This window comes from Pseudomonas sp. GW821-FHT02B10, from assembly GCF_059421865.1.
The window spans coordinates 158605-181763 of sequence record NZ_JBWKVU010000008.1; the positions used below are offsets into that span (position 1 = coordinate 158605).

The 23159-nt window shown below is 61.4% G+C and carries 27 protein-coding genes; 14 read left to right on the forward strand and 13 right to left on the reverse strand.

The features are described from left to right. Nucleotides 1-12: 12 nt before the first annotated feature. Together AC07VU_RS18575 and AC07VU_RS18580 are read right to left on the reverse strand one after the other, a co-directional pair. A complete protein-coding gene (locus AC07VU_RS18575) occupies nt 13-2517 on the reverse strand; it encodes an ABC transporter permease (RefSeq protein WP_495030228.1) in 2505 nt (834 codons plus the stop codon). Continuing rightward, complete coding sequence (locus AC07VU_RS18580; protein ID WP_007931376.1) at nt 2517-3200, reverse strand: ABC transporter ATP-binding protein; 684 nt, start codon at nt 3198-3200, stop codon at nt 2517-2519. Before AC07VU_RS18580 ends, AC07VU_RS18575 begins: the two co-directional genes overlap by 1 nt. Nucleotides 3201-3210: 10 nt before the next feature. Here AC07VU_RS18580 and AC07VU_RS18585 point away from each other — a divergent pair, with 10 nt between their 5' ends. The 3 genes from AC07VU_RS18585 (at nt 3211) to AC07VU_RS18595 (ending at nt 5250) form a co-directional block, all read left to right on the forward strand. Beyond that, a complete protein-coding gene (locus tag AC07VU_RS18585) occupies nt 3211-3816 on the forward strand; it encodes an arylesterase (RefSeq protein WP_274304265.1) in 606 nt (201 codons plus the stop codon). 56 nt (nt 3817-3872) lie between these two features. Beyond that, on the forward strand, nt 3873-4166 hold the full coding sequence (locus AC07VU_RS18590; protein WP_007931378.1) for a hypothetical protein: 294 nt from the start codon (nt 3873-3875) through the stop codon (nt 4164-4166). A gap of 115 nt (nt 4167-4281) precedes the next feature. Further along, nucleotides 4282-5250: a L,D-transpeptidase family protein gene (locus AC07VU_RS18595; RefSeq protein ID WP_007931379.1), complete on the forward strand. Its 969-nt coding sequence runs from the start codon at nt 4282-4284 to the stop codon at nt 5248-5250. Between the two features lie 126 nt (nt 5251-5376). On the opposite strand, the gene oprI is transcribed toward AC07VU_RS18595, so the two are convergent. Further along, complete coding sequence (oprI, locus tag AC07VU_RS18600; protein WP_003448337.1) at nt 5377-5628, reverse strand: outer membrane lipoprotei OprI; 252 nt, start codon at nt 5626-5628, stop codon at nt 5377-5379. 674 nt (nt 5629-6302) lie between these two features. Between oprI and AC07VU_RS18605 the strand changes: the two genes are divergently transcribed. After that, nucleotides 6303-6584: a GNAT family N-acetyltransferase gene (locus AC07VU_RS18605; protein WP_007931380.1), complete on the forward strand. Its 282-nt coding sequence runs from the start codon at nt 6303-6305 to the stop codon at nt 6582-6584. A 59-nt stretch (nt 6585-6643) separates the two neighbouring features. Here AC07VU_RS18605 and AC07VU_RS18610 read toward each other — a convergent pair whose 3' ends face one another. Then, a complete protein-coding gene (locus tag AC07VU_RS18610; RefSeq protein WP_495030229.1) occupies nt 6644-7720 on the reverse strand; it encodes a 3-deoxy-7-phosphoheptulonate synthase in 1077 nt (358 codons plus the stop codon). 131 nt (nt 7721-7851) lie between these two features. Then, entirely contained in the window at nt 7852-8295 is a 444-nt protein-coding gene (locus AC07VU_RS18615; RefSeq protein ID WP_007931382.1) for a PilZ domain-containing protein, read from the reverse strand. On the opposite strand from AC07VU_RS18615, the gene AC07VU_RS18620 reads away from it, so the two are divergent. The 5 genes from AC07VU_RS18620 (at nt 8294) to cysB (ending at nt 12246) form a co-directional block, all read left to right on the forward strand. Then, complete coding sequence (locus AC07VU_RS18620; protein WP_274304264.1) at nt 8294-8680, forward strand: thioredoxin family protein; 387 nt, start codon at nt 8294-8296, stop codon at nt 8678-8680. The genes AC07VU_RS18615 and AC07VU_RS18620 overlap by 2 nt on opposite strands. After that, a complete protein-coding gene (locus tag AC07VU_RS18625; protein ID WP_277589369.1) occupies nt 8680-9636 on the forward strand; it encodes a putative 2-dehydropantoate 2-reductase in 957 nt (318 codons plus the stop codon). Before AC07VU_RS18620 ends, AC07VU_RS18625 begins: the two co-directional genes overlap by 1 nt. A gap of 23 nt (nt 9637-9659) precedes the next feature. Continuing rightward, a complete protein-coding gene (locus AC07VU_RS18630; protein WP_274304262.1) occupies nt 9660-10565 on the forward strand; it encodes a 5'-nucleotidase in 906 nt (301 codons plus the stop codon). Nucleotides 10566-10658: 93 nt separating this feature from the next. Further along, nucleotides 10659-11159 carry a universal stress protein gene (locus tag AC07VU_RS18635; RefSeq protein WP_007931386.1) on the forward strand — a complete coding sequence of 167 codons (501 nt, stop codon included), beginning with the start codon at nt 10659-10661 and terminating at the stop codon, nt 11157-11159. A 112-nt stretch (nt 11160-11271) separates the two neighbouring features. After that, entirely contained in the window at nt 11272-12246 is a 975-nt protein-coding gene (gene cysB, locus AC07VU_RS18640) for an HTH-type transcriptional regulator CysB (RefSeq protein WP_007931387.1), read from the forward strand. Between the two features lie 7 nt (nt 12247-12253). Here the strand turns inward: cysB and AC07VU_RS18645 are convergent, their stop codons facing one another. Both AC07VU_RS18645 and AC07VU_RS18650 read right to left on the reverse strand, forming a co-directional pair. Then, nucleotides 12254-12736 carry a GreA/GreB family elongation factor gene (locus AC07VU_RS18645; RefSeq protein WP_009044959.1) on the reverse strand — a complete coding sequence of 161 codons (483 nt, stop codon included), beginning with the start codon at nt 12734-12736 and terminating at the stop codon, nt 12254-12256. A 2-nt stretch (nt 12737-12738) separates the two neighbouring features. Beyond that, a complete protein-coding gene (locus AC07VU_RS18650) occupies nt 12739-13134 on the reverse strand; it encodes a hypothetical protein (protein ID WP_457274556.1) in 396 nt (131 codons plus the stop codon). A gap of 122 nt (nt 13135-13256) precedes the next feature. Between AC07VU_RS18650 and earP the strand changes: the two genes are divergently transcribed. Next, nucleotides 13257-14390, forward strand: a complete 1134-nt coding sequence (earP, locus tag AC07VU_RS18655; RefSeq protein ID WP_457274555.1) for an elongation factor P maturation arginine rhamnosyltransferase EarP — start codon at nt 13257-13259, stop codon at nt 14388-14390. Between the two features lie 48 nt (nt 14391-14438). Next, on the forward strand, nt 14439-15011 hold the full coding sequence (locus AC07VU_RS18660) for an elongation factor P (RefSeq protein ID WP_007931398.1): 573 nt from the start codon (nt 14439-14441) through the stop codon (nt 15009-15011). An 81-nt stretch (nt 15012-15092) separates the two neighbouring features. Here AC07VU_RS18660 and AC07VU_RS18665 read toward each other — a convergent pair whose 3' ends face one another. The 4 genes from AC07VU_RS18665 to AC07VU_RS18680 form a co-directional block, all read right to left on the reverse strand. Further along, nucleotides 15093-16106, reverse strand: a complete 1014-nt coding sequence (locus AC07VU_RS18665) for an alpha/beta hydrolase (RefSeq protein WP_495030230.1) — start codon at nt 16104-16106, stop codon at nt 15093-15095. Between the two features lie 41 nt (nt 16107-16147). After that, complete coding sequence (locus tag AC07VU_RS18670) at nt 16148-16567, reverse strand: organic hydroperoxide resistance protein (RefSeq protein ID WP_009044954.1); 420 nt, start codon at nt 16565-16567, stop codon at nt 16148-16150. 279 nt (nt 16568-16846) lie between these two features. Then, nucleotides 16847-17308, reverse strand: a complete 462-nt coding sequence (locus AC07VU_RS18675; protein WP_007931403.1) for a MarR family winged helix-turn-helix transcriptional regulator — start codon at nt 17306-17308, stop codon at nt 16847-16849. Between the two features lie 75 nt (nt 17309-17383). Beyond that, the gene (locus tag AC07VU_RS18680) at nt 17384-18334 is read right to left on the reverse strand and encodes a LysR family transcriptional regulator (RefSeq protein WP_053262160.1); all 951 of its coding nucleotides are present in this window, start codon (nt 18332-18334) and stop codon (nt 17384-17386) included. Nucleotides 18335-18441: 107 nt separating this feature from the next. Between AC07VU_RS18680 and AC07VU_RS18685 the strand changes: the two genes are divergently transcribed. Then, nucleotides 18442-19191 carry a sulfite exporter TauE/SafE family protein gene (locus tag AC07VU_RS18685; RefSeq protein WP_274304257.1) on the forward strand — a complete coding sequence of 250 codons (750 nt, stop codon included), beginning with the start codon at nt 18442-18444 and terminating at the stop codon, nt 19189-19191. On the opposite strand, the gene AC07VU_RS18690 is transcribed toward AC07VU_RS18685, so the two are convergent. Beyond that, nucleotides 19181-20035 carry a LysR substrate-binding domain-containing protein gene (locus AC07VU_RS18690; protein WP_162136185.1) on the reverse strand — a complete coding sequence of 285 codons (855 nt, stop codon included), beginning with the start codon at nt 20033-20035 and terminating at the stop codon, nt 19181-19183. The genes AC07VU_RS18685 and AC07VU_RS18690 overlap by 11 nt on opposite strands. 97 nt (nt 20036-20132) lie before the next feature. Between AC07VU_RS18690 and AC07VU_RS18695 the strand changes: the two genes are divergently transcribed. Together AC07VU_RS18695 and AC07VU_RS18700 are read left to right on the forward strand one after the other, a co-directional pair. After that, nucleotides 20133-20354 carry a DUF1127 domain-containing protein gene (locus AC07VU_RS18695; RefSeq protein WP_009044950.1) on the forward strand — a complete coding sequence of 74 codons (222 nt, stop codon included), beginning with the start codon at nt 20133-20135 and terminating at the stop codon, nt 20352-20354. A 64-nt stretch (nt 20355-20418) separates the two neighbouring features. Then, nucleotides 20419-21630 (forward strand): winged helix-turn-helix domain-containing protein, encoded by a 1212-nt coding sequence (locus AC07VU_RS18700; RefSeq protein WP_277589367.1) that lies wholly within the window; start codon nt 20419-20421, stop codon nt 21628-21630. A gap of 47 nt (nt 21631-21677) precedes the next feature. Here the strand turns inward: AC07VU_RS18700 and AC07VU_RS18705 are convergent, their stop codons facing one another. Beyond that, nucleotides 21678-23024 (reverse strand): class II 3-deoxy-7-phosphoheptulonate synthase, encoded by a 1347-nt coding sequence (locus AC07VU_RS18705; protein ID WP_495030231.1) that lies wholly within the window; start codon nt 23022-23024, stop codon nt 21678-21680. Nucleotides 23025-23159: the final 135 nt, after the last annotated feature.

Sequence of the window (23159 nt, forward strand, 5' to 3'; positions counted from 1 at the left end):
CCTGCGAGGGGCTTACCCCTCGCGCAGTACTGTCAGTGGGCTGGCATTCAAGGCCCGGCGTGTCCCGTAGACACCGGCACCGCCGATCAGCAGGGCACCGATAACAGGCAGGAGCAACAGCCAAGGATGTGGATGCCAGGGCAGGTCGAAGGCAAACCGATACAGCACCAGGCTCACCAGTTCCGATCCCAATGCCGCCAGTAGCCCGCTGACGACTCCCAGCAGCCCGAACTCGATACGCCGGGCCTTGACCAGTAATTGTCGTTCCGCACCCAGCGCCCGTAGCAGGGCGCCCTGACGAATACGCTCGTCCAGGGTGGCCTGCAGTCCGGAAAACAGCACGGCCATGCCGGCGGCGAGCACAAACAGCAGCACGTATTCCACGGCCAGGGTGACCTGGGCCAGGATGCTGCGCAGTTGTTCGAGCAGAGCCTCCACTTGCAGGATGGTCACTGCCGGAAACGCCCTGGACAACTCGACCACCTGCTGGTCATGACCCGCAGCCAGATAGAAGCTGGTCAGGTAAGTGGCGGGCAGATCCTGCAGCGTGCCCGGCTGAAAGATCATGAAGAAGTTGGGCTGGAAGTTGTCCCAGTTGATTTCTCGCAGGCTGGTCACCCTGGCCTCGCGGTTGACTCCGCCGACGCTGAATGTCATCTGGTCGCCGAGTTTGAGTTTCAGGCTTTCGGCCACCTGGGCCTCGACCGAGACGCCAGGCAAATCCCCTTCGGGCTGTTGTGCCCACCACAAGCCGCTGATGATCTTGTTGCCCGCTGGCAGATCCGCGGCCCAGGTCAGGCTCAAATCGCGCTGCACGGCGCGATCGCCACTGGAGTCCTTGCTGACGATTTCCCGGACCGGTTCGCCGTTGATGCTGATCAGCCGCCCTGGCACTACCGGATACAGCGGCGCGGAAGGGGCGGAAAGCGCCACCAGCTTGTCGGTGAAAGCTTGTTTGTCCGCGGGCAGGATATTCAGCGCGAAATAGTTTGGTGCGTTCTTGGGCAACTGGTTTTGCCAGGTGTCGAGCAATTCTCCACGTAACAGCGCAATCAAGGCCATCGACAGCAGAATCAAGCCGAAGGCCAGGGATTGCCCGGCAGCGGCCAAAGGATGCCGCAGCAGTTGGCCCAGCCCCAGGCGCCATGGCAGCGATGCCTTGGCCAGCAAGCGACGCAGACTCTGCAGGGCCAGCAGCAGTAATCCGCCCAGAACCAGGGCAGCAATGACGCCGCCGCCGAGCAAGGCAAAGGTCAACAGCAGATCCAGGCTCAGGCGCCACATGATCAAGCCCAGGGCCAGCAAGGCGGCGCCATACACCATCCAGGTGCTTGGGGGGATCGGCAGCAGGTCACGGCGCAACACCCGCAAGGGTGGGACACGCCCCAGCGCCGCCAGTGGCGGCAAGGCGAAACCGCCAAGTGCCACCAGGCCGGTGCCGATACCGGCGACAGCGGGAAGCAGCCCGCCAGGAGGCACATCGGTGGGTAGCAGGTCATGCAGCAGGTAAAACAGCCCAAGCTGGGCGAGCCAGCCGAGCAGCGCGCCGACGATGCTGGCCAGGATGCCGAGCAGGGCCAGTTGCAGGGTGAACAGCAGCATGGTTTCCCGGCGGGACAGGCCCAGGCAGCGCAGCAGCGCGCTGGCGTCGAAACGGCGGGAAGCGAAGCGCGCAGCGGACAGGGCAACCGCCACGCCTGCCAGCAGCACCGCCACCAGGCTGGCCATGTTCAAGTAGCGTTCGGCCTTGCCCAGGGCTCCGCCGATCTGGCGGTTGCCATCTCGGGCATCCTGCAGGCGCTGATTGGCCGCCAGGCCTGGCTTGATCAATTGGCGATAGGTTTCCAGGGCGCTTCCCGGCCCGCGCCAGAGCTCCTTGTAACTGACCCGGCTACCCGGTTGCACCACGCCGGTGGCGTTCAGGTCGCTCAGGTTGATCAGGACCCTGGGGGTCAGGCTATAGAAGTTGCCGGCGCGATCCGGTTCGTAAGTCAGTACCCGGCTCAGGCGCAGGGTTTTCATCCCGACGTCGATGCTGTCGCCGATTTTCAGGTCCAGCGCGGTCAATAGTCGGGCTTCGACCCAGGCTTCACCCGGTTGCGGACCACCGCCGGTTTCTTCCGTCGCGTAAGGGGCCGGGGCGCTTTTCAGTTCGCCGCGCAGCGGGTAGGCGTTGTCCGCGGCCTTGATACTGGAAAGCTGGATGCCATTGTCGGTGGCGATCACACTGGAGAACTCCACCACCTGTGCATGTTGCAGGCCCAGTTCCCGACCGCTCTGTATCTGTTCGGGCCGTGCTGGAGAGCTGCTTTCAAGCAGTAGGTCCGCGCCGAGAAACTCCGTGGCGCGCAACAGCATCGCGCTGTTGAGGCGCGCACCGAAATAGCCGATGGCGGTGCTGGCGGCTACGGCCACCACCAGGGCGAAGAACAATACCCGCAGTTCTCCGGCGCGGGCGTCGCGCAGAAGTTGGCGAACGGCAAGGCTGAACAGGCGCAACAGCGGCAGGCGTGCCATCAAGGCTCCAGGGGGGCGACCAGCAGGCCGGCTTCAAGGCGGATCAGGCGCCGGCAACGATGGGCCAGGCGTTCATCGTGAGTGACCAGGACCAGCGTCGTACCGCTTTCCTTGTTCAGATCGAACAGCAGGTCGCTGATGCGCTCGCCGGTGTGGCTGTCGAGGTTGCCGGTTGGCTCATCGGCGAACAGCACGTCAGGTTCGGCGGCGAAGGCGCGGGCGATGGCCACCCGCTGTTGTTCGCCGCCGGAGAGCTGGCGAGGCGAGTGACTCAGGCGCTGCCCGAGCCCGACGCGCTGGAGCAGTTCGGTCGCACGCTCGCGGGCATCCCGACGGCCGTCCAGCTCCATGGGCAACATGACGTTCTCCAGGGCATTGAGGCTGTCGAGCAGTTGGAACGACTGGAAGACGAAGCCCACATGCTCGGCCCTGATTCGGGCGCGCTGGTCTTCGTCCAATGTGCCGAGACTGCGACCGGCCAAGGTGACCTCGCCGCTGCTGGGCAGGTCGAGCCCGGCCAGCAGGCCGAGCAGGGTGGATTTTCCGGAGCCGGAACTGCCGACGATGGCCAGGCTGTCGCCTTTGTTCAGTTCCAGGCTGAGTTCGTGCAGGATGGTCAGTTCACCTTCCGCGCTGGGAACCACTTTGCTAAGGTTCCGCGCAGTGAGAATGCTTGCGCCCATGGAGAATCCGATGCGTGTGTGGTTTTTGAGTGCTGGCCTGGCCTTGATGTGCATGGCCCAGAACGCAGCGGCGGGTACAGTCCTGATCGTTGGCGATAGTATCAGCGCGGCTTTCGGCCTGGATACCCGGCAGGGGTGGGTGGCACTGCTCGAGCAACGGCTCAAGAGCGAAGGTTTCAACGATAAGGTGGTCAATGCTTCCATCAGTGGTGACACCAGCGCAGGTGGCCAGGCGCGGCTGCCGGCGCTGCTTGCAGAGCACAAGCCGGAGCTGGTGATTCTCGAGTTGGGCGGCAACGATGGCCTGCGTGGGCAACAGCCCACGCAATTGCAACAAAATCTTGCTTCGATGATCGACAGCTCCCAGGCCAGTGGTGCCAAGGTGCTGTTGCTTGGCATGCAGCTGCCACCCAATTACGGCGTGCGTTATACCCAGGCGTTTGCCGAGGTGTACAGCAAGCTCGCGAATGAAAAAAACGTAGCGCTGGTGCCATTTTTTCTGGAAGGGGTCGGCGGCAATCCCGAGCTGATGCAGGCCGATGGCATCCACCCTGCGGTCACCGCTCAGGGCAAGTTGCTGGAAAATGTCTGGCCGACGCTAAAACCGCTGCTTTGACGCTTTTCTACCGGCAGTGTTTCGGCTAATGTGGCGCCCCCGATTTGGAGCCCCCGATGCCGCGTCCCGCCTGGTCCCTGTTTGCCTACCAACTGATCGAGCCTGACGAACAGCTCGACCTGTTCGCCTGCCAGGAAGTCCGGGTGCACCTGGTGACGCGTCAGCTGGAGCTGGGCGGCTCTGCCGATCGCACGTTGTGCGGCACCTTGCTGCCCGCGCAACCGCGCTGGTCGAGTGTCGACCGGACCATTTTCCAGGACCAGCGCCTGTGTCCGTTGTGCCGAGCGATCCTCGAATCGCAAAAGCGCGGCACGCCACCTATCTGGCCAGAGTTGCGTTTCGAACTGTAAGGCAGCAAGTTCTCGCCCGGCTCCCTCTTTGCTGATGCAGCTGTTGCTCCCGCAGCCACGGGGGCGGGTGTACAATCACTTTTTTTACTCGTTGATCATGCGAAGGATTTTCCGGATGTTGCCGCGCTTTCCTGTCGTCACCCGTTGCCTGACGCTTGCCGCCTTCTGTGTGGCCGGCCCCGTTGCCGCATTGGAACTGCCTCTACCTCCACCGGGCGAAGATATCGTCGGTCAGGTACAGGTGATCAAGGCCAAGTACGAAGACACCTTTGCCGACCTGGGCACGACCTACGACCTGGGCTATTACGAGATGGTCGCGGCCAACCCGGGAGTGGATCCTTGGTTGCCGGGCGCGGGCACCGAAGTGGTGTTGCCGACGCGTTTCATCCTGCCGCCGGGACCTCGTGAAGGCATCGTGATCAACCTGGCTGAATATCGCCTGTACTACTACCCGAAAGGGCGGAACGTGGTGTACACCTTCCCCCTGGGTATCGGCCGGGAAGGTTGGGGGTCGCCGATCGCCCATACCAGCATTGTCGCGAAGACGCCGAATCCGACCTGGACTCCGCCAGCCTCGATCAAGGCCGAGCACGCCGCTGACGGTGACCCGCTGCCAAACGTGGTGCCGGCGGGTCCGGACAATCCGTTGGGGCCATTCAAGTTCACCCTGGGCACACCGGGCTACCTGATCCACGGTTCGAACAAGAAGTTCGGGATCGGCATGCGCACCAGCCACGGCTGCTTCCGGATGTTCAACAACAACGTCCTGGAAATGGCGAGCATGGTGCCGGTGGGGACATCGGTGCGCATCCTCAACGATCCGTACAAGTTCGGTATCAGCGCTGGCAAAGTTTATCTGGAGGCTCATACGCCGCTGGATGACAAGGGCAATCCGTCGGTCGTGGACAAGCACACCGCGGTGATCAACGCCTTGCTCAAGCGTGAAGACCTGGCCAATAACCTGCGGATGAATTGGGATGTAGTGCGCGACGTGGTGGCGGCCGAAGATGGTTTGCCAGTAGAGATCGCCGTACCGACCACTGCACCCGTAGTATCGGCGCTGCCTATCGATATGCAGCAGTAACGGCTGGAACAGCAACCCGTCGATGCTTTCGGGCGTCGACGGGTTTTTTATTGCCGCAAGAAAATCCGGGCAATAAAAAAGCCGACCCAATAAATGGATCGGCTCGATAACAATCCCGAGGGATTATTACTTGCGGCTAGCTTTTTCCAGCATACGCAGAGCGCGCTCGTTAGCTTCGTCAGCAGTCTGTTGTGCTTTTTGAGCAGCAGCCAGAGCTTCATCAGCTTTACGGTAGGCTTCGTCTGCACGAGCCTGGGCACGAGCTGCTGCGTCTTCAGTTGCAGTCAGACGAGCTTCGGTTTCTTTGGATACGCTGCTGCAACCGGTAGCCAGAACTGCGGCCAGAGCCAGAGCAGAGAATTTCAGAACGTTGTTCATCGTGTTCCCCTTCAAGGACTTTCTATTAAGTAGCTATCTCATCCGAGTGATGAAATGGCCGGCGTACATACTACCCATTACTTGTAGTAAGTAAACTGACGTAGCGCAAGAAGCAAAAAAAATTCTAGGCGTTGAATCTTTTTCGAGCAACTTTTTATCGATCTGTATAAAAAATACGCAACCTTGTCACCCTGTTGGGAGGTTGCGCTTGTTAACCGTATCTGCCGTAGAGCCCCTTTGCACGGCGCTTGCGGAGTGTAGGCTAAAGTCTATCTATATCGACTCGTCTACACTTTTGTTCAGAATCTGTGGGGCGCCTCACGCATCTTTGTCCATGTTGAGGTGACTTTAAATGGGTGGGCTCGTCTTAAATCTCAACATCCGGCGATGTTCAGGTTGTTGATCCTCAGGCGGTTTGATCGAGCGTTTTGCATGTGGCTGGGAACAGGTCCGGGGAAGTATCGACAGCAAACTGGCCTGATGCCAGTATCTTGAACGCAAGCGTCCCTTGAGCATTGGTGCCAATGGTGCCTACTATTTGAAACGTGCTCGGTCATGCGAGAGCGGCAAGCTCTCCTCGGTGTCCAGGCAGGCACGGGGTGGCGTAGTTGTTCCTTCGCCGGAAAAACATCGGTAAGGTAGGGGTCAGAATCCAAGACCCGCGAGGAGTAGTGATGAGCGAGGCGTTGTCCATCCACCATGACCAGGCTGGTCATCAATTCGAGACCAATGTGGACGGTCATCGTGCCTACCTGACCTATATGGACCTGGGTAAGCAGACCCTGGATATTTATCGGACGTTCGTGCCTAACGCGCTGCGTGGTCGTGGTATTGCCGCGGCACTGACCGAGCAGGCGTTGGAATATGCTGACCGCATGGGTTACACGGTAATTCCGTCGTGCTCATATGTGGAGCGCTATATGGAGCGCCATCAGCGCCACGCCGCGAAACTCTGAGCGGGGACGCCAAAAAAACGCCGGGCTTGGCCCGGCGTTTTTGTGTCTGCGATACGGGGTCAGGTACGAGCCCGTTTTGGCAGGACGTCCTTGAGCTTGGCGTGCATGCTGCGCAAGGTTTTCTCGGTGCTTTCCCAATCGATGCAAGCATCGGTGATCGACACGCCGTATTGCAGTTCGGCCAGGTCCTTGGGAATTGCCTGGCAGCCCCAGTTCAGGTGGCTTTCGACCATCAGGCCGATGATTGACTGGTTGCCTTCGAGAATCTGGTTGGCCACGTTCTCCATCACCAGCGGCTGCAAGGCCGGGTCCTTGTTGGAGTTGGCGTGACTGCAGTCGACCATGATGTTCGGCTTGATCTTCGCCTTGTTCAGCGCCTGCTCGCAGAGGGCCACGCTGACCGAATCATAGTTCGGCTTGCCATTACCGCCGCGCAGAACCACATGACCGTAGGCATTGCCCTTGGTGGTGACGATGGATACGCCGCCTTCCTGGTTGATGCCGAGGAAGCGGTGAGGGCTGGAAACCGATTGCAGGGCGTTGATGGCAACGGTCAGGCCGCCGTCGGTGCCGTTCTTGAAACCTACCGCCGAAGACAGGCCGGAAGCCATCTCGCGGTGGGTCTGGGATTCGGTGGTACGTGCACCGATCGCCGACCAGCTGATCAGGTCCTGCAGGTATTGCGGGGAGATCGGGTCCAGCGCTTCGGTGGCGGTCGGCAGGCCCATCTCGGCCAGGTCCAGCAGCAGCTGGCGACCGATGTGCAGGCCGTCCTGGATCTTGAACGAGTCGTCCAGGTACGGGTCGTTGATCAAGCCTTTCCAGCCAACGGTGGTCCGTGGTTTCTCGAAGTACACGCGCATCACCAGATAAAGGGTGTCGGAGACTTCGGCGGCCAGAACTTTCAGGCGCTCGGCATATTCGTGAGCCGCCTTGATGTCGTGGATCGAGCACGGGCCGATGACGACGAACAGGCGGTGGTCGGTGCCGTCGAGAATATTGCGGATCACTTCGCGACCCTTGGTCACGGTGCGTAGGGCGGCGTCGCTCAGCGGGATGTCACGCTTGAGCTGGTCGGGAGTGATCAGGGTTTCGTTGGAGGCGACGTTAAGGTCGTTGATCGGTAAATCAGCCATCGTGTTACTCGTCAGGTCACGGGTGCCGGCCGCCAGCGATCCCCGCGCGGCGGTGCACAGCGGATTTAAGCGCGTCGGGGAGCCGAACCTTAGCGCGTTACACCGGGGCTCGACAATGGGCAGAGGCGGGTTTAATCCAGCGCTGGCTGCATAAAAGCCTGGTGAACCCGGTCATGGGAGAACTCGGCGGCATGCTGTTCGACCCATTGCTGGGCCAGGGCTTCGATCTGTCGCTGCTCAGCCTGGGGCTCATGCAGGTGGCAGTAGTGGGTGATCTGGCACACCTGCTCACTCATCCGGGCATGGAACAGGGTCTGCTCGTCGATGAAGGCGATCCCCACCAGATAGCCATGCTTGCGTCGCAGGCACCAGGCCACATAGCCGTTGTAGCGGGCGTTTTCACCCAGTGTGGGGATGCAGATTTCCAGTGCGGTGCCGCGGCGCCAGGCGCGGTGATAATTGCAAGCCATGCCGCCGAGGCTGATAGTGTGCAACCGTTGACGCGAAATGCATGCGTGCTCGCGTAAGGTCATCTCAACCGGAACATCGTCAGGATGAGGAATGAAACGTCCCATGAACGCAGACTCCGAGTGTCGGCTATGTGACATTGTTTCCCCCAGTATAGTGGTCGAATTGGAGCTCACTGATTTCGATATCGATCAGCGGTTGTTGGCGATGAGCGGTGTTTCGCTGGTGATATTCACCAGCGTCGGCTGCGCCAGTTGTCGTTGGGCCCGGCAGCAGTTGCCCGGCTTCGATCTGCCGATCGAGCGGTTGTGCTGGATCGACGCGGGGAACAATGGCGGCGCGGTCGAGCGTTATCAGGTGTTTCACTTGCCGGCACTGTTCGTGGTGCGCGACGGTGAGTTTTATGGGGCCTTGCAGTCGCGCCTGACACCTGGCTCGCTCCGCGAGCGACTGGCACAGGCGCTGAACCGAATTCCAGAGGAGTTGCCTTGATGGAAGCAGTCCACACGCCGCGAATCGGCATTATCGGTACCGGAGCGATCGGTGGTTTCTACGGGATGCTGCTGGCGCGGGCCGGCCTGGATGTGCATTTCCTGCTGCGCAGTGAATTCGCCGCGGTCACCGAGCGGGGTTTGCAACTGCATAGCGCGGTGCATGGTGAGCTGACCCTGAATCCGGTCCAGGCCTATGCCAGTGCCGAAGACATGCCGCCCTGCGATTGGCTGCTGGTGGGGGCCAAGACCACCAGCAACGCCGAGCTGGCTCCGGCGATTCTTCGCGCGGCGGCTCCCGGCGCCAAGGTGCTGTTACTGCAGAATGGCCTGGATGTGGAGGACGGCCTGCGCGACCTGCTTCCCGACTCGTTGCATCTGTTGGGCGGTCTGTGTTTTATCTGCGTGCACCGTGCCGGCCCCGGGGTGATCGAGCATCAGGCGCTGGGCGCGGTGAACCTGGGTTATCACAGTGGCCCGGCAGCGCAGGACGACTCCCAGCGCCAGGCGATAGTGGAAGAGGGGGCTGCGCTGTTCCGCAAGGCCGGTATCGGCTCCCAGGCCATGGCCAACCTGCAGCAGGCGCGCTGGCAGAAACTGGTGTGGAACGTGCCCTATAACGGTTTGTCGGTATTGCTCAACGCTAGCACCACGCCACTGATGGCCGATGCCGACAGCCGCGAGCTGATTCAGGCCTTGATGCGTGAAGTGGTGCAAGGCGCCCTGGCCTGTGGTCACAGCATGCCGGACGGCTATGCTGAGCATTTGTTCAAGGTGACCGAAGGCATGCCGGACTATTGGCCGAGCATGTACCACGACTACCAGCACAAGCGAGCGCTGGAGCTGTCGGCTATCTATGTCGCGCCATTGGCCGCGGCCAAGGCGGCGGGATGCGAGCTGCCGAAAATGGAAGCCTTGTATCAGGCGTTGAGTTTTATCGACCGGCATAACGGTTGATCGCAGCATCGGGGGGAAGGGATATGGCAAAGGGCTTGGGCGGTAAACTGGTGGTGGCGATTTCATCGCGGGCCCTGTTCGATCTCAGCGAGAGCCATAAGGTCTATCTGGCCGAGGGGGTCGAAGCTTACCGCAAGTATCAGATCGATCACGAGGAGGAATCCCTCGAACCGGGCGATGCTTTTCCCCTGGTGAAAAAACTCTTGAGCCTCAATGCCAGCCTCGGCCGGGCGCGGGTCGAGGTGGTGCTGGTGTCGCGTAACAGTGCCGACACGGGCCTGCGGGTCTTCAACTCGATTCAGCATTACGGCCTGGATATTTCCCGGGCCGCGTTTGTTGGTGGGCGCAGCCCTTATCCCTACCTCGCGGCCTTTGGCTGCGACCTGTTTCTTTCCACCCATGCCGAAGATGTGCGCAGCGCACTGGACGCCGGGTTCGCCGCAGCGACCATTCTTTCCGGTGGCGCCCGACGCGCCGCCAGCGCCGAACTGCGGATCGCTTTCGACGGTGACGCCGTGCTGTTTTCCGATGAGTCGGAACGGGTCTATCAGCTCGGTGGCCTGGAAGCCTTTCAGGCCAAGGAGCGCGAGTCCGCCCGCGAGCCGTTGCGTGGGGGGCCGTTCAAAGGCTTCCTCGCCGCGCTCAATCTGTTGCAGCGCGAATTCCCCGACGATGGTTGTCCGATCCGCACCGCCCTGGTGACGGCGCGTTCGGCACCTGCCCACGAGCGGGTGATCCGCACCCTGCGCGAATGGGATATCCGTCTGGACGAATCGTTGTTCCTGGGCGGCCTGGAGAAGGCCGCCTTTCTCGAAGCCTTCGCCGCCGATGTGTTCTTCGACGATCAGGCGGGTCATTGCGAACTGGCTCGCGAAGTGGTCGCCACCGGTCACGTACCCCACGGTATCAGCAACGAAACCAAGGCTTAGCTCAATGTTCACGGGCTTGCGCGGGACGTCGTAGTCGCCTTGGCACTGCTAAGCTGAATCAATCTCCGCCATATTGGCAGTCGAGGAGGTCATATGATTCGTTCGATGCTGTATGCCACTGACCTCGGTCTGTATGCGCCCTACGTGATGCAACATGCCCTGGAGCTGGCTCGAACATTCAATGCCGAATTGCACGTGGTTCATGCGGTGGAGCCCATGGGACTGTTTGCCGAGTCGGTGTTGCAGAGTTATCTCGACGAACAGGCCCTGAATGAGTTTCACAGCCAGGGTCTGAGCACGGTGATGGCGAATATCGAGCAACGGGTACTCGACAGCTTTCGCGAAGAGTTGGGGGAGGGCATGCAGGATCTCGCGCTGATTCAGTCGGTCAGGGTCTTTCAGGGGGACCCCTCGCACGTCATTCTCGAGCAGGCGTCGAAACTCTCTGTGGATTTGTTGATCGTAGGAAGTCACAGCCATGGGGCGGGCGGTGAAACTCCATTGGGCAGGACGGCAGCCAGGGTACTGCAACTGGCCAAGGTTCCGGTTTACCTGGTGCCCTTGGTACAGCGTCGGCGTCTCGGAGATATCTGACGCGGTTGTTGGAATTTTCTTAAGAAAAGTTCTAGATTTATTCTTCGAACCATTAATATAGTTATATACCGTCGCTGATGCCCGTGGCGTCTACCTGCTTTGAGGGATTCATATGAAGCTTCAACAATTGCGCTACATCTGGGAAGTGGCGCACCACGACCTCAACGTCTCTGCTACAGCCCAAAGCCTTTATACGTCGCAACCGGGTATCAGCAAGCAGATCCGCCTGCTCGAGGACGAGCTGGGGGTCGAGGTATTCGCTCGCAGCGGCAAGCACCTGACTCGCGTCACCCCGGCTGGCGAACGCATCATCACCACCGCTGGCGAGATCCTGCGCAAGGTCGAAAGCATCAAGCAGATCGCCCAGGAATTCTCCAACGAGAAGAAAGGCACCCTGTCGATCGCCACCACCCATACCCAGGCCCGTTATGCCTTGCCGCCGGTGATCAGCAGCTTTATCAAGCAGTACCCGGATGTGGCGTTGCACATGCATCAGGGCTCGCCGATGCAGATCGCTGAAATGGCTGCCGATGGCACCGTCGACTTCGCCATCGCCACCGAAGCGCTGGAGCTGTTCGGCGATCTGGTGATGATGCCGTGCTACCGCTGGAACCGTTGCGTAGTGGTACCGCAGGGCCACCCGCTGACCAAGCTGCCGAAGCTGACCCTGGAAACCCTCGCCGAATACCCGATCGTGACTTACGTGTTCGGTTTTACCGGCCGCTCCAAGCTCGACGAAGCCTTCAGCCATCGAGGCCTGACGCCGAAGGTGGTGTTCACCGCCGCCGACGCCGACGTGATCAAGACTTACGTACGCCTGGGCCTGGGTGTGGGCATCGTTGCCAAGATGGCGGTCGATACCAAGCTTGATAGCGATCTGGTGGTACTGGATGCCAGCGAACTGTTCGAGTCGAGCATCACCAAGATCGGGTTCCGTCGCGGCACTTTCCTACGTGGCTTCATGTGCGACTTCATCGAGAAGTTCGCGCCGCACCTGACGCGCGAAGTGATGGCCAAGGCCATTCAGTGCCACAACAAGCAGGAACTCGAAGAGCTGTTCGACGGCGTCGAACTGCCTGTCCACTAAGTCGGGCTTACTTGACCTCGGTGACAGCGAACTGTTGCCGAGCGCCCGCGACGACGATCTCCAGTTCATCCCCCTCGAACTTGCCCAGCAGGCCTTTGCCCAACGGTGAACGAGGGGTGATGACTGTCACCGGTTGCCCCACCACCTCTACCTTCAGTCCCGCCCCATCCGGCGCCAGGAACAGCCATTGTTCGTGGCCGTTTTCGTCTTCGAGGCCCAGCAACGCGCCAACCTGGATACCGACCTGCTCATCGTACGGGCGCAGGGTCAGGTTCTGGCAGAGCGCCAGCGCCTGCCGGATTTCCTCGACGCGCCTGGCCTGGCCGGCGGCGAGATAGGAGGCCTCGAGCCCCAGGGTGTCGTATTTGTTTTCGGCAATGTTCTCTTCGTGGGTCGCCGCCTCATAGGCGGTCTGCGCCGCGCGCTGGGCGATCTCCAGATCGCCACGGAGTTTGTCGAGAATCAGTTGGTGGACCGTAGGTTTGTTCATGATCAATCGCAGAATTGCAGGACGTTGGCCCGGCTCTTTTCGCTCGGCGCCGTCTGGTCCTGTTGCAACCAGAACTGGCATTTCGGGTTGGACTGGTTGCGCAGGTTGCTGCGCGCATTATCCAGGGCCTGCTGCTGTTCGTTTTTACGCAGGTTTTCCTGGTACTGCTCGAACATGCGGTTGGACGCCGCCGATTCCGCGTTGGGCGGTTTTGCCAGCTGTTGCACGGCCTGGGCGACGGGCGCCAATTGCTGGTCGAACAGAAAACGCCAGGCCAGCCAGCAGGTCAGGGCAATCGCCAGAAAACCCAGCCACAATCCCAGGGCAATACTGCCGCTGAGTTGAAGTGCGTTTACGCTGATACGTAATGATCGACGGGGTGTCGGGCGATAGGGCATGGCAGCCTCCTGGCAGGCGGTGTCGGCAAGCTGCGATTGTCGCACGAAGATTATCGGCGTTGGCTCTTCTGTCAGTAGCCATTTATGCGGACAATCGGCGCCTTTGCCAAATGGAGCCCGGAATGAAAGCCTCCTGGGATATTTTCTGCAGCGTCGTCGACAACTACGGCGATATCGGCGTGACCTGGCGGCTGGCCCGGCAACTGGTGGCCGAACATCAGTGCGCGGTGCGGCTGTGGGTGGATGACCTGCGGGCCTTCGAGCGTTTGTGTCCGCCCATCGATATCGCCTTGCCTCAGCAATGGCAGGAAGGCGTCGATGTGCGTCACTGGCCAACCGAGTGGTCGCCGGTGGCGGCTGCCGATGTGGTGATCGCGGCCTTTGCCTGCCAGTTGCCAGCGGCTTATATGGAGGCGATGGCCGAGCGTGAACATACCCCTTTGTGGCTGAACCTCGATTACCTCAGCGCCGAGACCTGGGTGACCGGCTGCCACGGCCTGCCCTCGGTGAAGTTCAAGGGCGTGCAGAAGTACTTCTTTTTCCCCGGGTTTCAAGCCGGCACCGGTGGGCTGCTACGCGAGGCTGGATTGCTGGAGCGGCGCAGGGCGTTTCAGCAGGACCCCCTGGCCCGGCAACGCTTCCTGGAAGGGCTCGGCGTATTTGCTGCACCTGGCGCGCGATTGATGTCGCTGTTCGCCTATGAGAACGCCGGCCTGGCCAGTTGGCTGCAAGCGCTGGCTGCCGACTCGCGGGCTACCCATCTGCTGGTTCCCGAAGGGCGGATCCTCGGTGACGTACAACACTGGTTGGGTGTCGAGGCGCTGGCGGCGGGTGCGGTGCAGGTCCGTGGGGCCTTGACGGTACAGGTGCTGCCGTTCGTCCGACAGGAGGAATACGACCAGCTCCTGTGGTCCTGCGATTTCAACGCGGTACGCGGTGAGGACTCGTTCGTGCGTGCGCAATGGGCCGGCCGGCCGATGCTCTGGCACATTTATCAACAGGACGAAGACATTCACCTGGACAAGCTCGACGCCTTTCTCGAGCTTTATACGCAGGGGCTGTCGCCAGAGGCCAAGGCGGCGCTGATCGACCTGTGGCGGGCCTGGAATGCCGGAGGCGAGATGGCGCAAGGCTGGAAAAAGCTGCTCGAACACTGGCCGGAAGTGGCTGCTCACGCCGAAAAGTGGTGTCTGGAACAGGGCTCGCAGCCCGATCTTGCTGCGGCGCTGGTGCAGTTTTATCTAAATTGGATATGATACGCGGCCTAGATTTTTGTAAATCCCATCCAAATTCGGATATTCGCAATGAAAACTGGTAAAGAACTCAAACCCGGTACCGTGATCCGTATCGACAACGATCCTTGGCTGGTTCAGAAAGCTGAATTCACCAAGTCCGGTCGTAACAGCGCGATCATGAAGACCAAACTGAAGAACCTGCTGACCGGTTACAAGACCGAAACCGTTTACGGTGCGGACGACAAACTGGACGACGTGATCCTGGATCGCAAAGAAGCGACCCTGTCGTTCATCAGCGGCGACACCTACACGTTCATGGACACCACCGACTACACCATGTACGAGCTGAACGCTGAAGACATCGAAGCCGTTCTGCCGTTCATCGAAGAAGGCATGACCGACGTTTGCGAAGCCGTGTTCTTCGAAGACCGTCTGGTTTCCGTTGACCTGCCGACCACCATCGTGCGCCAGGTTGACTACACCGAAGGTTCCGCTCGCGGCGACACTTCGGGCAAGGTGATGAAGCCTGCCAAACTGAAGAACGGTACCGAGCTGTCGGTTGCGGACTTCATCGAAATCGGCGACATGATCGAGATCGATACTCGCGAAGGCGGCTCCTACAAAGGCCGCGCCAAGGTTTAAGCCCCTGCTTGAATCCTTAGCCACGAAAAAGCCCGACCATCGAGTCGGGCTTTTTTGTGGCCGAAGGCCTGGGTGGCAAACTTACTTCAGATGTTGCTTGAGCTCATCGGATGCCTGCAGCAGTGCCGAACGCACTGCGGGTACCTGGCTGACCACGTTGAGCAGGCCGTAGTCGTGGATCATCCCGTTGTAACGCACCGAGGTCACGGTCACGCCGGCTTCGTCCAGCTTGCGGGCATAGGCTTCGCCTTCGTCGCGCAGTACGTCGGCGCCGGCCGTCTGGATCAGCGCGGGTGGCAGGCCCTTGAGCTGGGCGCTGGTGGCGCGCAGCGGTGAAGCGTAGATCTCGTTACGCTGCTGGGCATCGGTGGTGTAGTTGTCCCAGAACCACTTCATCATGTTTTTGCTGAGAAAGTGCCCCTCGGCATATTGGTTATACGACGCCGTTTCGAAATTCGCGTCGGTCACCGGCCACAACAACAGCTGGAACCGGATCGCTGGCGTGCCCTTGTCCTTGGCCATCAGGCTGACCACGGCGGCCATATTGCCGCCGACGCTGTTGCCGGCAACCGCCAGGCGCTTGCCGTCGACGTTGATTTCCTGGCCATGCTCGGCCACCCATTGGGTGGCCGCGTAAGCCTGATTGATCGCCACCGGGTAATGCGCTTCCGGAGACGGCGTGTAATTGACGAATACCGCCGCCGCCCCGGACCCCACCACCAGGTCCCGCACCAGCCGTTCGTGGGTCGGGAAGTCTCCCAGTACCCAGCCGCCGCCGTGGAAAAACATGAACACTGGCAACGTGCCTTTCACCCCGGCCGGTCTGACGATGGTCAGGCTGATGGCCTGGCCGTCGACGTCGATGGTCTTCTGGCTGATATCCGCCTTGGGCAGCGTCAGCTTGACCCCGGCCTGGGCACCGACCAGCACGGCCCGTGCCTCTTTGGGTGTCATCTGTTCCATCGGCTTGCCGCCGCCGGCGTTCAAGGCGTCGAGGAACGCCTGGGTGTTGTGTTCGACCCCGCCTTCGGCGAACGCCGTGTTGATGGACAGGGCGAGAAGGCTACCGGTCAAGACCTTGCTGAAAGTGTTCATGTTCGTCTCCTGGGCGGTGCGGGCGCTGGCGCGCAGCTGGGTTAGACAGTCACGTGCAGACGTACGTCGACGTTGCCGCGGGTGGCGTTGGAGTAAGGGCAGACCTGGTGAGCCGCTTCGACCAGGGACTGCGCGTCGCTCTGTTCAAGACCTGGCAGGCTGATATGCAGGTCGATGTCCAGGCCGAAGCCGCCAGGAATCTGGCCGATGCCGACGTGCGCAGTGATCGACGCGTTGTCCGGGATCTTGCGCTTGCTTTGGCTGGCGACGAATTTCAGGGCGCCGATAAAGCAGGCGGAGTAGCCGGCGGCGAAGAGTTGCTCAGGGTTGGTCGCCTGGCCGCCGGCACCACCGAGTTCTTTGGGGGTGGAGAGTTTGACGTCGAGGATGTTGTCACTGGAGACGGCGCGACCATCACGGCCACCGGTTGCGGTTGCGACTGCGGTATAGAGAGTTTGCATGGTGTGAGCCTCTTGGGTTTCGAATTTCTGCGCTAAATGTTTGCGCGCTAAGTAAGTGTGAAATAAATGTATCGCTCAAATATTTTGTGCGCAAGATAATTTTTTGAAAAAAGCTCGGAAATGCTTACCAGCAGTCCATGTTTTTTGGCTAAGCGAATGATTTAAATAATATTTTTATCGAGAAATTTTTTCGTCGATACGCTGTTGTCGGCAACGAAACAGAGAGAATCGCGAGCAAGCGCTCCTGCAGAAAGGCAGGGCGTGCTCGCGAGCGCGCCGTTAAAGGCTGTCTTGCAGATGGCCGCGCAGGTTCAGCAGGTCGGCCTGCAGTTTGCGCAGTTGCTCCAGGGTCAGGCCGCTGGCGCCGAGGATGCATTGGGGAACGCCGCGCGCCCGGTCATACAGGGCCCGGCCTTGCTCGGTCAGTTCGATGATCACCACCCGTTCGTCTTCGCGGCTGCGGGTCCGGCTCAGCAATCCCTCGGCTTCCAGGCGCTTGAGCAAGGGCGTCAATGAACCGGGATCGGTCAGCAGGCGACTACTGATCTCGCCGACGGTCAGGCCGTCCTGCTCCCAGAGCACCATCATTGCCAGGTACTGGGGATACGTCAGGCCCAGCTCCTGCAGCAGTGGTTTATAGACTTTGGTCATCAGCAACGAAGTCGAGTGAAGGGCGAAACACAACTGGTTATCCAGCAGCAGATCGTCGCATTTTTCCGGGGTGGAGCCTTTGGTGTTCATGGTCGGGCCTTGATCGATACTCGCCCTGAATCTAGCGGGCGAATCTTTAATGCGCCAGATAATTCTCACGAGTGCTCAGCCCATGGCGCTCTGCAGGGCCAGATCCCAGGGCGGAATCGGACTGAAGCGAGTCTTCAGGTATTCCAGCAACAGGCGGCTGCGAGCGTTGGTGTGCTGTTCCAGGCGCAAGGCGTAGATACCGGCGCTTTCCGGTTTGGGCAGGCCGGTTTCGCAGAACAGTGGCAACAGTTCCCCTCGCAGCAGGTATTCGCTGGCCAGCCAGGTCGGCAGGTGGGCGATGCCCAGCCCGGCCAGGGCTCCGGATAGCAGGGCCTCGGCATTGTTGGCGCTCATGCGGATGCGTTGTGGGCGATGAGTCTGCAACTGCCCGTCCAGTTCGAAGCGCCAGGCGAACAGTGGGGCCAGGCCGTCCCAGTCCAGGCCGTCGTGCTGGCTCAGCTCGGCGGGATGCACCGGGGTGCCGCGCAGCTTGAGGTAGGCCGGGCTGGCGCAGGCGATGCGCACGATGCTCGCCAATGATGTCGCCACCATCCGGGTATCGACCCTTTGCCCGGCGCGCAGCACCAGATCGACCTTGCCCAGGTGCGAGCCCTGCATGTCGACGAAGCTGTCGATCAGGTGCAACTGCACATCGAGCCCCGGATAGAGCATCAGGAAATCGGCGATCGCCGGCGCCAGGTGTCGCCGGCCGAACGCCGCGGGAGCGTCGATGCGGATCAGGCCTTCCGGCGCGTGGCTCAAGGACACGGCTTCCGCCCGCGCCAGTTGCAGTTCGGCGACGATGCGCCGGGCGCGTTCGGCAAAGGCCTGGCCAGCCGCCGTCGCCACCACCGCGTGGGTGGTGCGCATGAACAGCTTGCTGCCGACGGCACTTTCCAGGCTGTCGATACGCCGGGCCACCGCCGAAGGGGTCAAGGGATGCCGGCGGGCGGCGGCGGAAAAACTCCCGGCTTCCAGCACATCGAGGAACAGGCCGAGCTGGTCGGTGAGGGCGTTGGGGTTCATGGTGGGCATTTGCCTGTGCGAATTTGGCAAAGCCATTGTGCGTTGCTGTGCGTTTCCGCACCAGAGCCGACTGCGTAGCATGCAAGGCCTGAGTGAGGAGAGCGGCGGTGATCGATTTAGCGACGTATGTGGTATTGGGCGCGGCGCTGGGCACGGTGGGCGGCTTGTTCGGGATCGGTGGAGGGCTGATTGCGATTCCGGTGCTGGGTGTGTTGTTCGGGCTGGACCAGCAGATCGCCCAAGGCACGGCGTTGGTGATGGTGGTGCCGAACGTGATGCTCGCGCTGTGGCGTTATCACCAGCGCAACCGGATCGAGGCGCGCCATGCGTTGCCGTTGGCCCTGATGGGCTTCAGTTTTGCCTGGCTCGGTTCGATCTGGGCGGTGGGCATCGATGCCCAAGTCATGCGGATCGGCTTCGTCGCGTTCCTGGTGGCCTTGTCGGCCTACAACCTGTTGCGCATGTTCCTGGCCAATGCCCCGGCTTCGGCGCAGATGCGCTATCCCTGGCCGTGGCTCGGTGTGCTGGGTGCGGCTTCCGGGGCCATGGGCGGGCTGTTCGGCGTCGGCGGCGCGGTGGTTGCCACCCCGGTGCTGACCAGCGTGTTCGGCACCACCCAGGTGGTCGCCCAGGGGCTGTCGCTGGCCCTGGCCCTGCCCAGCACCGGGGTGACCCTGGTGACCTACGGGGTGCATCAGGAGGTGGACTGGATGATCGGCCTGCCGCTGGCGGCGGGTGGGCTGTTGAGCATCAGTTGGGGGGTGAAAATCGCCCATGCGCTGCCCGAGCGAATGCTGCGCGGGCTGTTCTGCGGCTTCCTGGTGGTCTGCGCGGTGATGCTCGCCTTTAAAGTTTGAAGCCTTCGACTATGTGCTCGGCCAGGCATTCGGTGATGGGCGAAGGCGTGTTGAGGTTGCGCACCAGCATGATGCTGGCCTCGGGCAGCAGGGGCAGATCTTCGGCGGCGCCCAGGATGCGCATGTCCGGGGTGATCAGGCTTTCCAGCTGCGCGGTGATCGCTAGGCCGGCGCTGACCACGGCCATCAGTGCCGACAGGCTGGAGCTGTTGTAGGCTATGCGATAGTCGCGCCCGGCGGCGTCCAGCGCATTGCAGGCCCACTGCCTGCAGAAGCAATCGCTGTTGAACATCGCCAGGGGCAGCGGCGTCTGTTCGTGGGGGCAGAACCCCTGGGCCTCGGCCCAGACGAAACGCTCCTTGCGCAGCAACTGGCCGATTTCGCTGCCCGGCTCGCGGGTGACGATAGACAGGTCCAGATCCTGGCGCAGCAGCAGTTGCTTGGACGATTCGCAATGCACCTCGATCTGGATCAAGGGATAGGCCTGGGCAAAGCGCGACAGGATCCCCGGTAGAAAGCGCATCACGTAATCGTCCGGCGTACCGATGCGCACGGTGCCGACCATGTGCGGCTCGCGCAGGGTGTTGAACACCTCGCTGTGCAGTTTCAGGATGCGCCGTGCGTAACCCAGCAGCACCTGGCCTTCGGCGGTCAGGCGTACCTGCCGGCCCTCACGCTGGAACAATTGGCGCTGCAACACGTCTTCCTCGAGCCGCTTCATCTGCATGCTCACCGCGGACTGGGTGCGATTGACCTGCTCCCCGGCCTTGGTGAAACCGCCCTGGTCGGCGATGGCGACGAAGGTGCGCAGGACCTCGGTATCAATGCTTGGGTAGCTGGACAATTCATCAAACTCCGAGATGTATTGCATAAGAAACATTCGTTGGATTGATCTTAGCCCTGGGTGGAGACTTGAGCCATCCCCACTGGAGGGCAAGACGATGAAAGGTCAAAAAGGTTTTGTATTGGCTCACAGGTTGGCATGGCATGGCGTTTCCTTGCGGCACCTGCTGCAGAGGATTGTCCGCTGGCATGAGCTGCACCGTGAACGCAACATGCTCGCTGGCATGAGTGACGAGGCGCTGAAGGATATCGGCCTCAGTCGCGCGGATGTGGAGCGGGAGACCGTGCGACCGTTCTGGGACGATCCGATGCACAAGTGAATGTCAAAGCGCTACACAAGCCACTTCTCACTGAGGTAGTTTGCGGGCAGACAAGGAGATTGCCATGCCCGCAGAACTGTCCTTTTCCCTCAAGCAGGCTCGGCGTCTGGCGCTGGCCGCCCAAGGTTTTTCCGGGCGGCAGGCGCCTGCGACGATCAGGCCCGCACAGCTCAATCGCCTGATCGCGCGCCTGGGCATCCTGCAGATCGATTCGGTCAATGCCCTGGTGCGTTCGCACTACCTGCCGCTGTTTTCCCGCCTTGGCGACTATCCCGCGCAACTGCTGGATCAGGCTGCCTGGAGCCAGGGCCGGCAACGCACGCTGTTCGAATACTGGGGCCACGAAGCCTCGTTGCTGCCGCTGTCGCTGTACCCGCTGATGCGTTGGCGCATGCAGCGGGCCAGCCAGGGGCAGGGGATCTACCAGCAGTTGGCGCGTTTCGGCCAGGAGCAGCAGGCGACTATTCGCCGGGTGCTGGCCGCGGTCGAGGAACAGGGTGCCCTCGGGGCGGGCAGCCTGTCGACCCGCGAGGAACGCGCCGGTCCTTGGTGGGACTGGAGTGCGGAGAAGCATGCGCTGGAATGGCTGTTCGCCGCCGGTGAGGTAACGGTCGCCGGCCGGCGTGGGTTCGAGCGTTTGTACGATTTGCCGGAGCGGGTGATTCCTTCGAGCATCTTGCAGCATTCGCCGCTCAGCGAGGCCGACGCCCAGCGCGGTTTGCTGCTGCATGCCGCCAGCGCCCTGGGCGTGGCCACCGAGAAGGATCTGCGCGACTACTTTCGCCTGGAGCTGGCAGACAGCCGGGCGCGCCTGGCGGAATTGCTGGAAGGCGGCGAACTGCTGGCCTGCGAGGTGGCGGGCTGGAAGCAAGCGGCGTATTGCCTGCCAGAGGCCAAGGTGCCGCGCAGCGTGCCGGCCAGCGCCTTGCTTTCTCCCTTCGATTCGCTGATCTGGGAACGCAGTCGTACCGAGCGCCTGTTCGATTTCCGCTATCGCCTGGAGATCTACACCCCGCAGCACAAACGGGTGTATGGCTATTATGTGCTGCCGTTTCTGCACCACGAACGGATCGCCGCGCGGGTCGACCTGCGGGCAGAAAGGGCGCAGGGGCGCCTGGCGGTGCATGCCGTGCATGAGGAGGATCAGGGGTTGGACGAGCAGGGGATGCAGGCGCTGGCGAGCAGCTTGCGGAGCATGGCCGACTGGCTGGGGCTGGCCGACATCCAGCTCAATTGCCCAAGGGACAGCGCCCAGCGCTTGCGTGCGTTTCTTTGACCAGCATCGATCATCCAGCTTCCCCTGGATGATCGAATGCTAGGAGTTCAACGCTTGACCTGTTTCAAGGTCTCGGCAATCAGGAACGCCAGCTCCAGCGACTGATCGGCGTTCATCCGTGGGTCGCAATGGGTGTGGTAGCGATCCGACAAAGCATCTTCGGTAATCGGCCGCGCACCACCGATGCACTCGGTGACGTTCTGCCCGGTCATCTCGATGTGGATACCGCCGGCATAACTGCCCTCGGCTTCGTGGACCTGGAAGAACTGCTTCACCTCATTGAGGATCTGCGCGAAATCGCGGGTCTTGTAACCGCTGCTGGCTTTGATGGTGTTGCCATGCATCGGATCGGAACTCCACAGCACCTTCTTGCCTTCGCCTTCCACAGCGCGGATCAGCTGCGGCAGGTGGTCGCCGACCTTGTTCACACCCATACGCACGATCAGGTTCAGGCGGCCCGGATCGTTGTCCGGGTTGAGGATGTCGATCAGGCGGATCAGCTCCTCGGTGTTCATGCTCGGGCCCACCTTGACCCCGATCGGGTTATTCACCCCGCGCAGGAATTCGACGTGGGCGCCGTCGAGCTGGCGGGTGCGATCGCCGATCCACAGCATGTGCGCCGAGCAGTCGTAATAGTCGTTGGTCAGGCTGTCGCGACGGACGAAGGCTTCCTCATAGTTCAGCAGCAGCGCCTCGTGGGCGGTGAAGAAGCTGGTCTCGCGCAGCTGCGGCGAGCTGTCCATGCCGCAGGCGCGCATGAAGGCCAGGGTTTCGTCGATGCGGTCGGCCAGCTGGCTGTACTTCTCGGCCAGGGCGGAGTTGGCGATAAAGTCCAGGTTCCATTTGTGCACCTGGTGCAGGTCGGCAAAACCGCCCTGGGCAAAGGCGCGCAGCAGGTTCAGGGTGGCGGTGGCCTGGTGATAGGACTGCAACAGGCGGTCCGGGTCCGGCACCCGGCTTTTCGCATCGAAACCTATGCCGTTGACGATATCGCCGCGGTAGGCCGGCAGGGTCACGCCATTGATGGTTTCGTCGTTGGCCGAGCGCGGCTTGGCGAACTGGCCGGCCATGCGCCCGACTTTGACCACCGGGCAACCGGCGGCGAAGGTCATGACGATCGCCATCTGCAGCAGGACCTTGAAGGTGTCGCGGATCTTCGCCGCCGAGAACTCGGCGAAGCTCTCGGCGCAATCGCCACCCTGCAACAGAAAGGCACGACCCTGGGTCACTTCGGCAAACTGGCGGCGCAACTCCCGGGCTTCGCCGGCAAACACCAGCGGCGGGTAGCTGGCCAGGGTCTGCTCGACCTGCAACAGGTGTGTGGCGTCGGGGTAGACGGGTTGTTGCTGGATCGGCAGGGCGCGCCAGCTGTCAGGGCTCCAGGGTTGGCTCATCACGGACTCGGGGGTTTTTAAGGTCGGACAGGCATGTTATCAGCAATTAGTGCGTGACCTGTTCCCGCCGGTTCGCGGACAATCGCGCCTTTCCCGCTCGGCGCCGAGCGGCCGGTTTATCGCGACGGCGAGGTT

Excerpts from the sequence above, each read along its gene's own strand:
- AC07VU_RS18575 (WP_495030228.1), bottom strand. The coding sequence starts at position 2,517 with ATGGCACGCCTGCCGCTGTTGCGCCTGTTCAGCCTTGCCGTTCGCCAA.
- AC07VU_RS18580 (WP_007931376.1), bottom strand. The coding sequence starts at position 3,200 with ATGGGCGCAAGCATTCTCACTGCGCGGAACCTTAGCAAAGTGGTTCCC.
- AC07VU_RS18585 (WP_274304265.1), top strand. The coding sequence starts at position 3,211 with ATGCGTGTGTGGTTTTTGAGTGCTGGCCTGGCCTTGATGTGCATGGCC.
- AC07VU_RS18590 (WP_007931378.1), top strand. The coding sequence starts at position 3,873 with ATGCCGCGTCCCGCCTGGTCCCTGTTTGCCTACCAACTGATCGAGCCT.
- AC07VU_RS18595 (WP_007931379.1), top strand. The coding sequence starts at position 4,282 with ATGTTGCCGCGCTTTCCTGTCGTCACCCGTTGCCTGACGCTTGCCGCC.
- oprI (WP_003448337.1), bottom strand. The coding sequence starts at position 5,628 with ATGAACAACGTTCTGAAATTCTCTGCTCTGGCTCTGGCCGCAGTTCTG.
- AC07VU_RS18605 (WP_007931380.1), top strand. The coding sequence starts at position 6,303 with ATGAGCGAGGCGTTGTCCATCCACCATGACCAGGCTGGTCATCAATTC.
- AC07VU_RS18610 (WP_495030229.1), bottom strand. The coding sequence starts at position 7,720 with ATGGCTGATTTACCGATCAACGACCTTAACGTCGCCTCCAACGAAACC.
- AC07VU_RS18620 (WP_274304264.1), top strand. The coding sequence starts at position 8,294 with ATGAACGCAGACTCCGAGTGTCGGCTATGTGACATTGTTTCCCCCAGT.
- AC07VU_RS18615 (WP_007931382.1), bottom strand. The coding sequence starts at position 8,295 with ATGGGACGTTTCATTCCTCATCCTGACGATGTTCCGGTTGAGATGACC.
- AC07VU_RS18625 (WP_277589369.1), top strand. The coding sequence starts at position 8,680 with ATGGAAGCAGTCCACACGCCGCGAATCGGCATTATCGGTACCGGAGCG.
- AC07VU_RS18630 (WP_274304262.1), top strand. The coding sequence starts at position 9,660 with ATGGCAAAGGGCTTGGGCGGTAAACTGGTGGTGGCGATTTCATCGCGG.
- AC07VU_RS18635 (WP_007931386.1), top strand. The coding sequence starts at position 10,659 with ATGATTCGTTCGATGCTGTATGCCACTGACCTCGGTCTGTATGCGCCC.
- cysB (WP_007931387.1), top strand. The coding sequence starts at position 11,272 with ATGAAGCTTCAACAATTGCGCTACATCTGGGAAGTGGCGCACCACGAC.
- AC07VU_RS18645 (WP_009044959.1), bottom strand. The coding sequence starts at position 12,736 with ATGAACAAACCTACGGTCCACCAACTGATTCTCGACAAACTCCGTGGC.
- AC07VU_RS18650 (WP_457274556.1), bottom strand. The coding sequence starts at position 13,134 with ATGCCCTATCGCCCGACACCCCGTCGATCATTACGTATCAGCGTAAAC.
- earP (WP_457274555.1), top strand. The coding sequence starts at position 13,257 with ATGAAAGCCTCCTGGGATATTTTCTGCAGCGTCGTCGACAACTACGGC.
- AC07VU_RS18660 (WP_007931398.1), top strand. The coding sequence starts at position 14,439 with ATGAAAACTGGTAAAGAACTCAAACCCGGTACCGTGATCCGTATCGAC.
- AC07VU_RS18665 (WP_495030230.1), bottom strand. The coding sequence starts at position 16,106 with ATGAACACTTTCAGCAAGGTCTTGACCGGTAGCCTTCTCGCCCTGTCC.
- AC07VU_RS18670 (WP_009044954.1), bottom strand. The coding sequence starts at position 16,567 with ATGCAAACTCTCTATACCGCAGTCGCAACCGCAACCGGTGGCCGTGAT.
- AC07VU_RS18675 (WP_007931403.1), bottom strand. The coding sequence starts at position 17,308 with ATGAACACCAAAGGCTCCACCCCGGAAAAATGCGACGATCTGCTGCTG.
- AC07VU_RS18680 (WP_053262160.1), bottom strand. The coding sequence starts at position 18,334 with ATGAACCCCAACGCCCTCACCGACCAGCTCGGCCTGTTCCTCGATGTG.
- AC07VU_RS18695 (WP_009044950.1), top strand. The coding sequence starts at position 20,133 with ATGAAAGGTCAAAAAGGTTTTGTATTGGCTCACAGGTTGGCATGGCAT.
- AC07VU_RS18700 (WP_277589367.1), top strand. The coding sequence starts at position 20,419 with ATGCCCGCAGAACTGTCCTTTTCCCTCAAGCAGGCTCGGCGTCTGGCG.
- AC07VU_RS18705 (WP_495030231.1), bottom strand. The coding sequence starts at position 23,024 with ATGAGCCAACCCTGGAGCCCTGACAGCTGGCGCGCCCTGCCGATCCAG.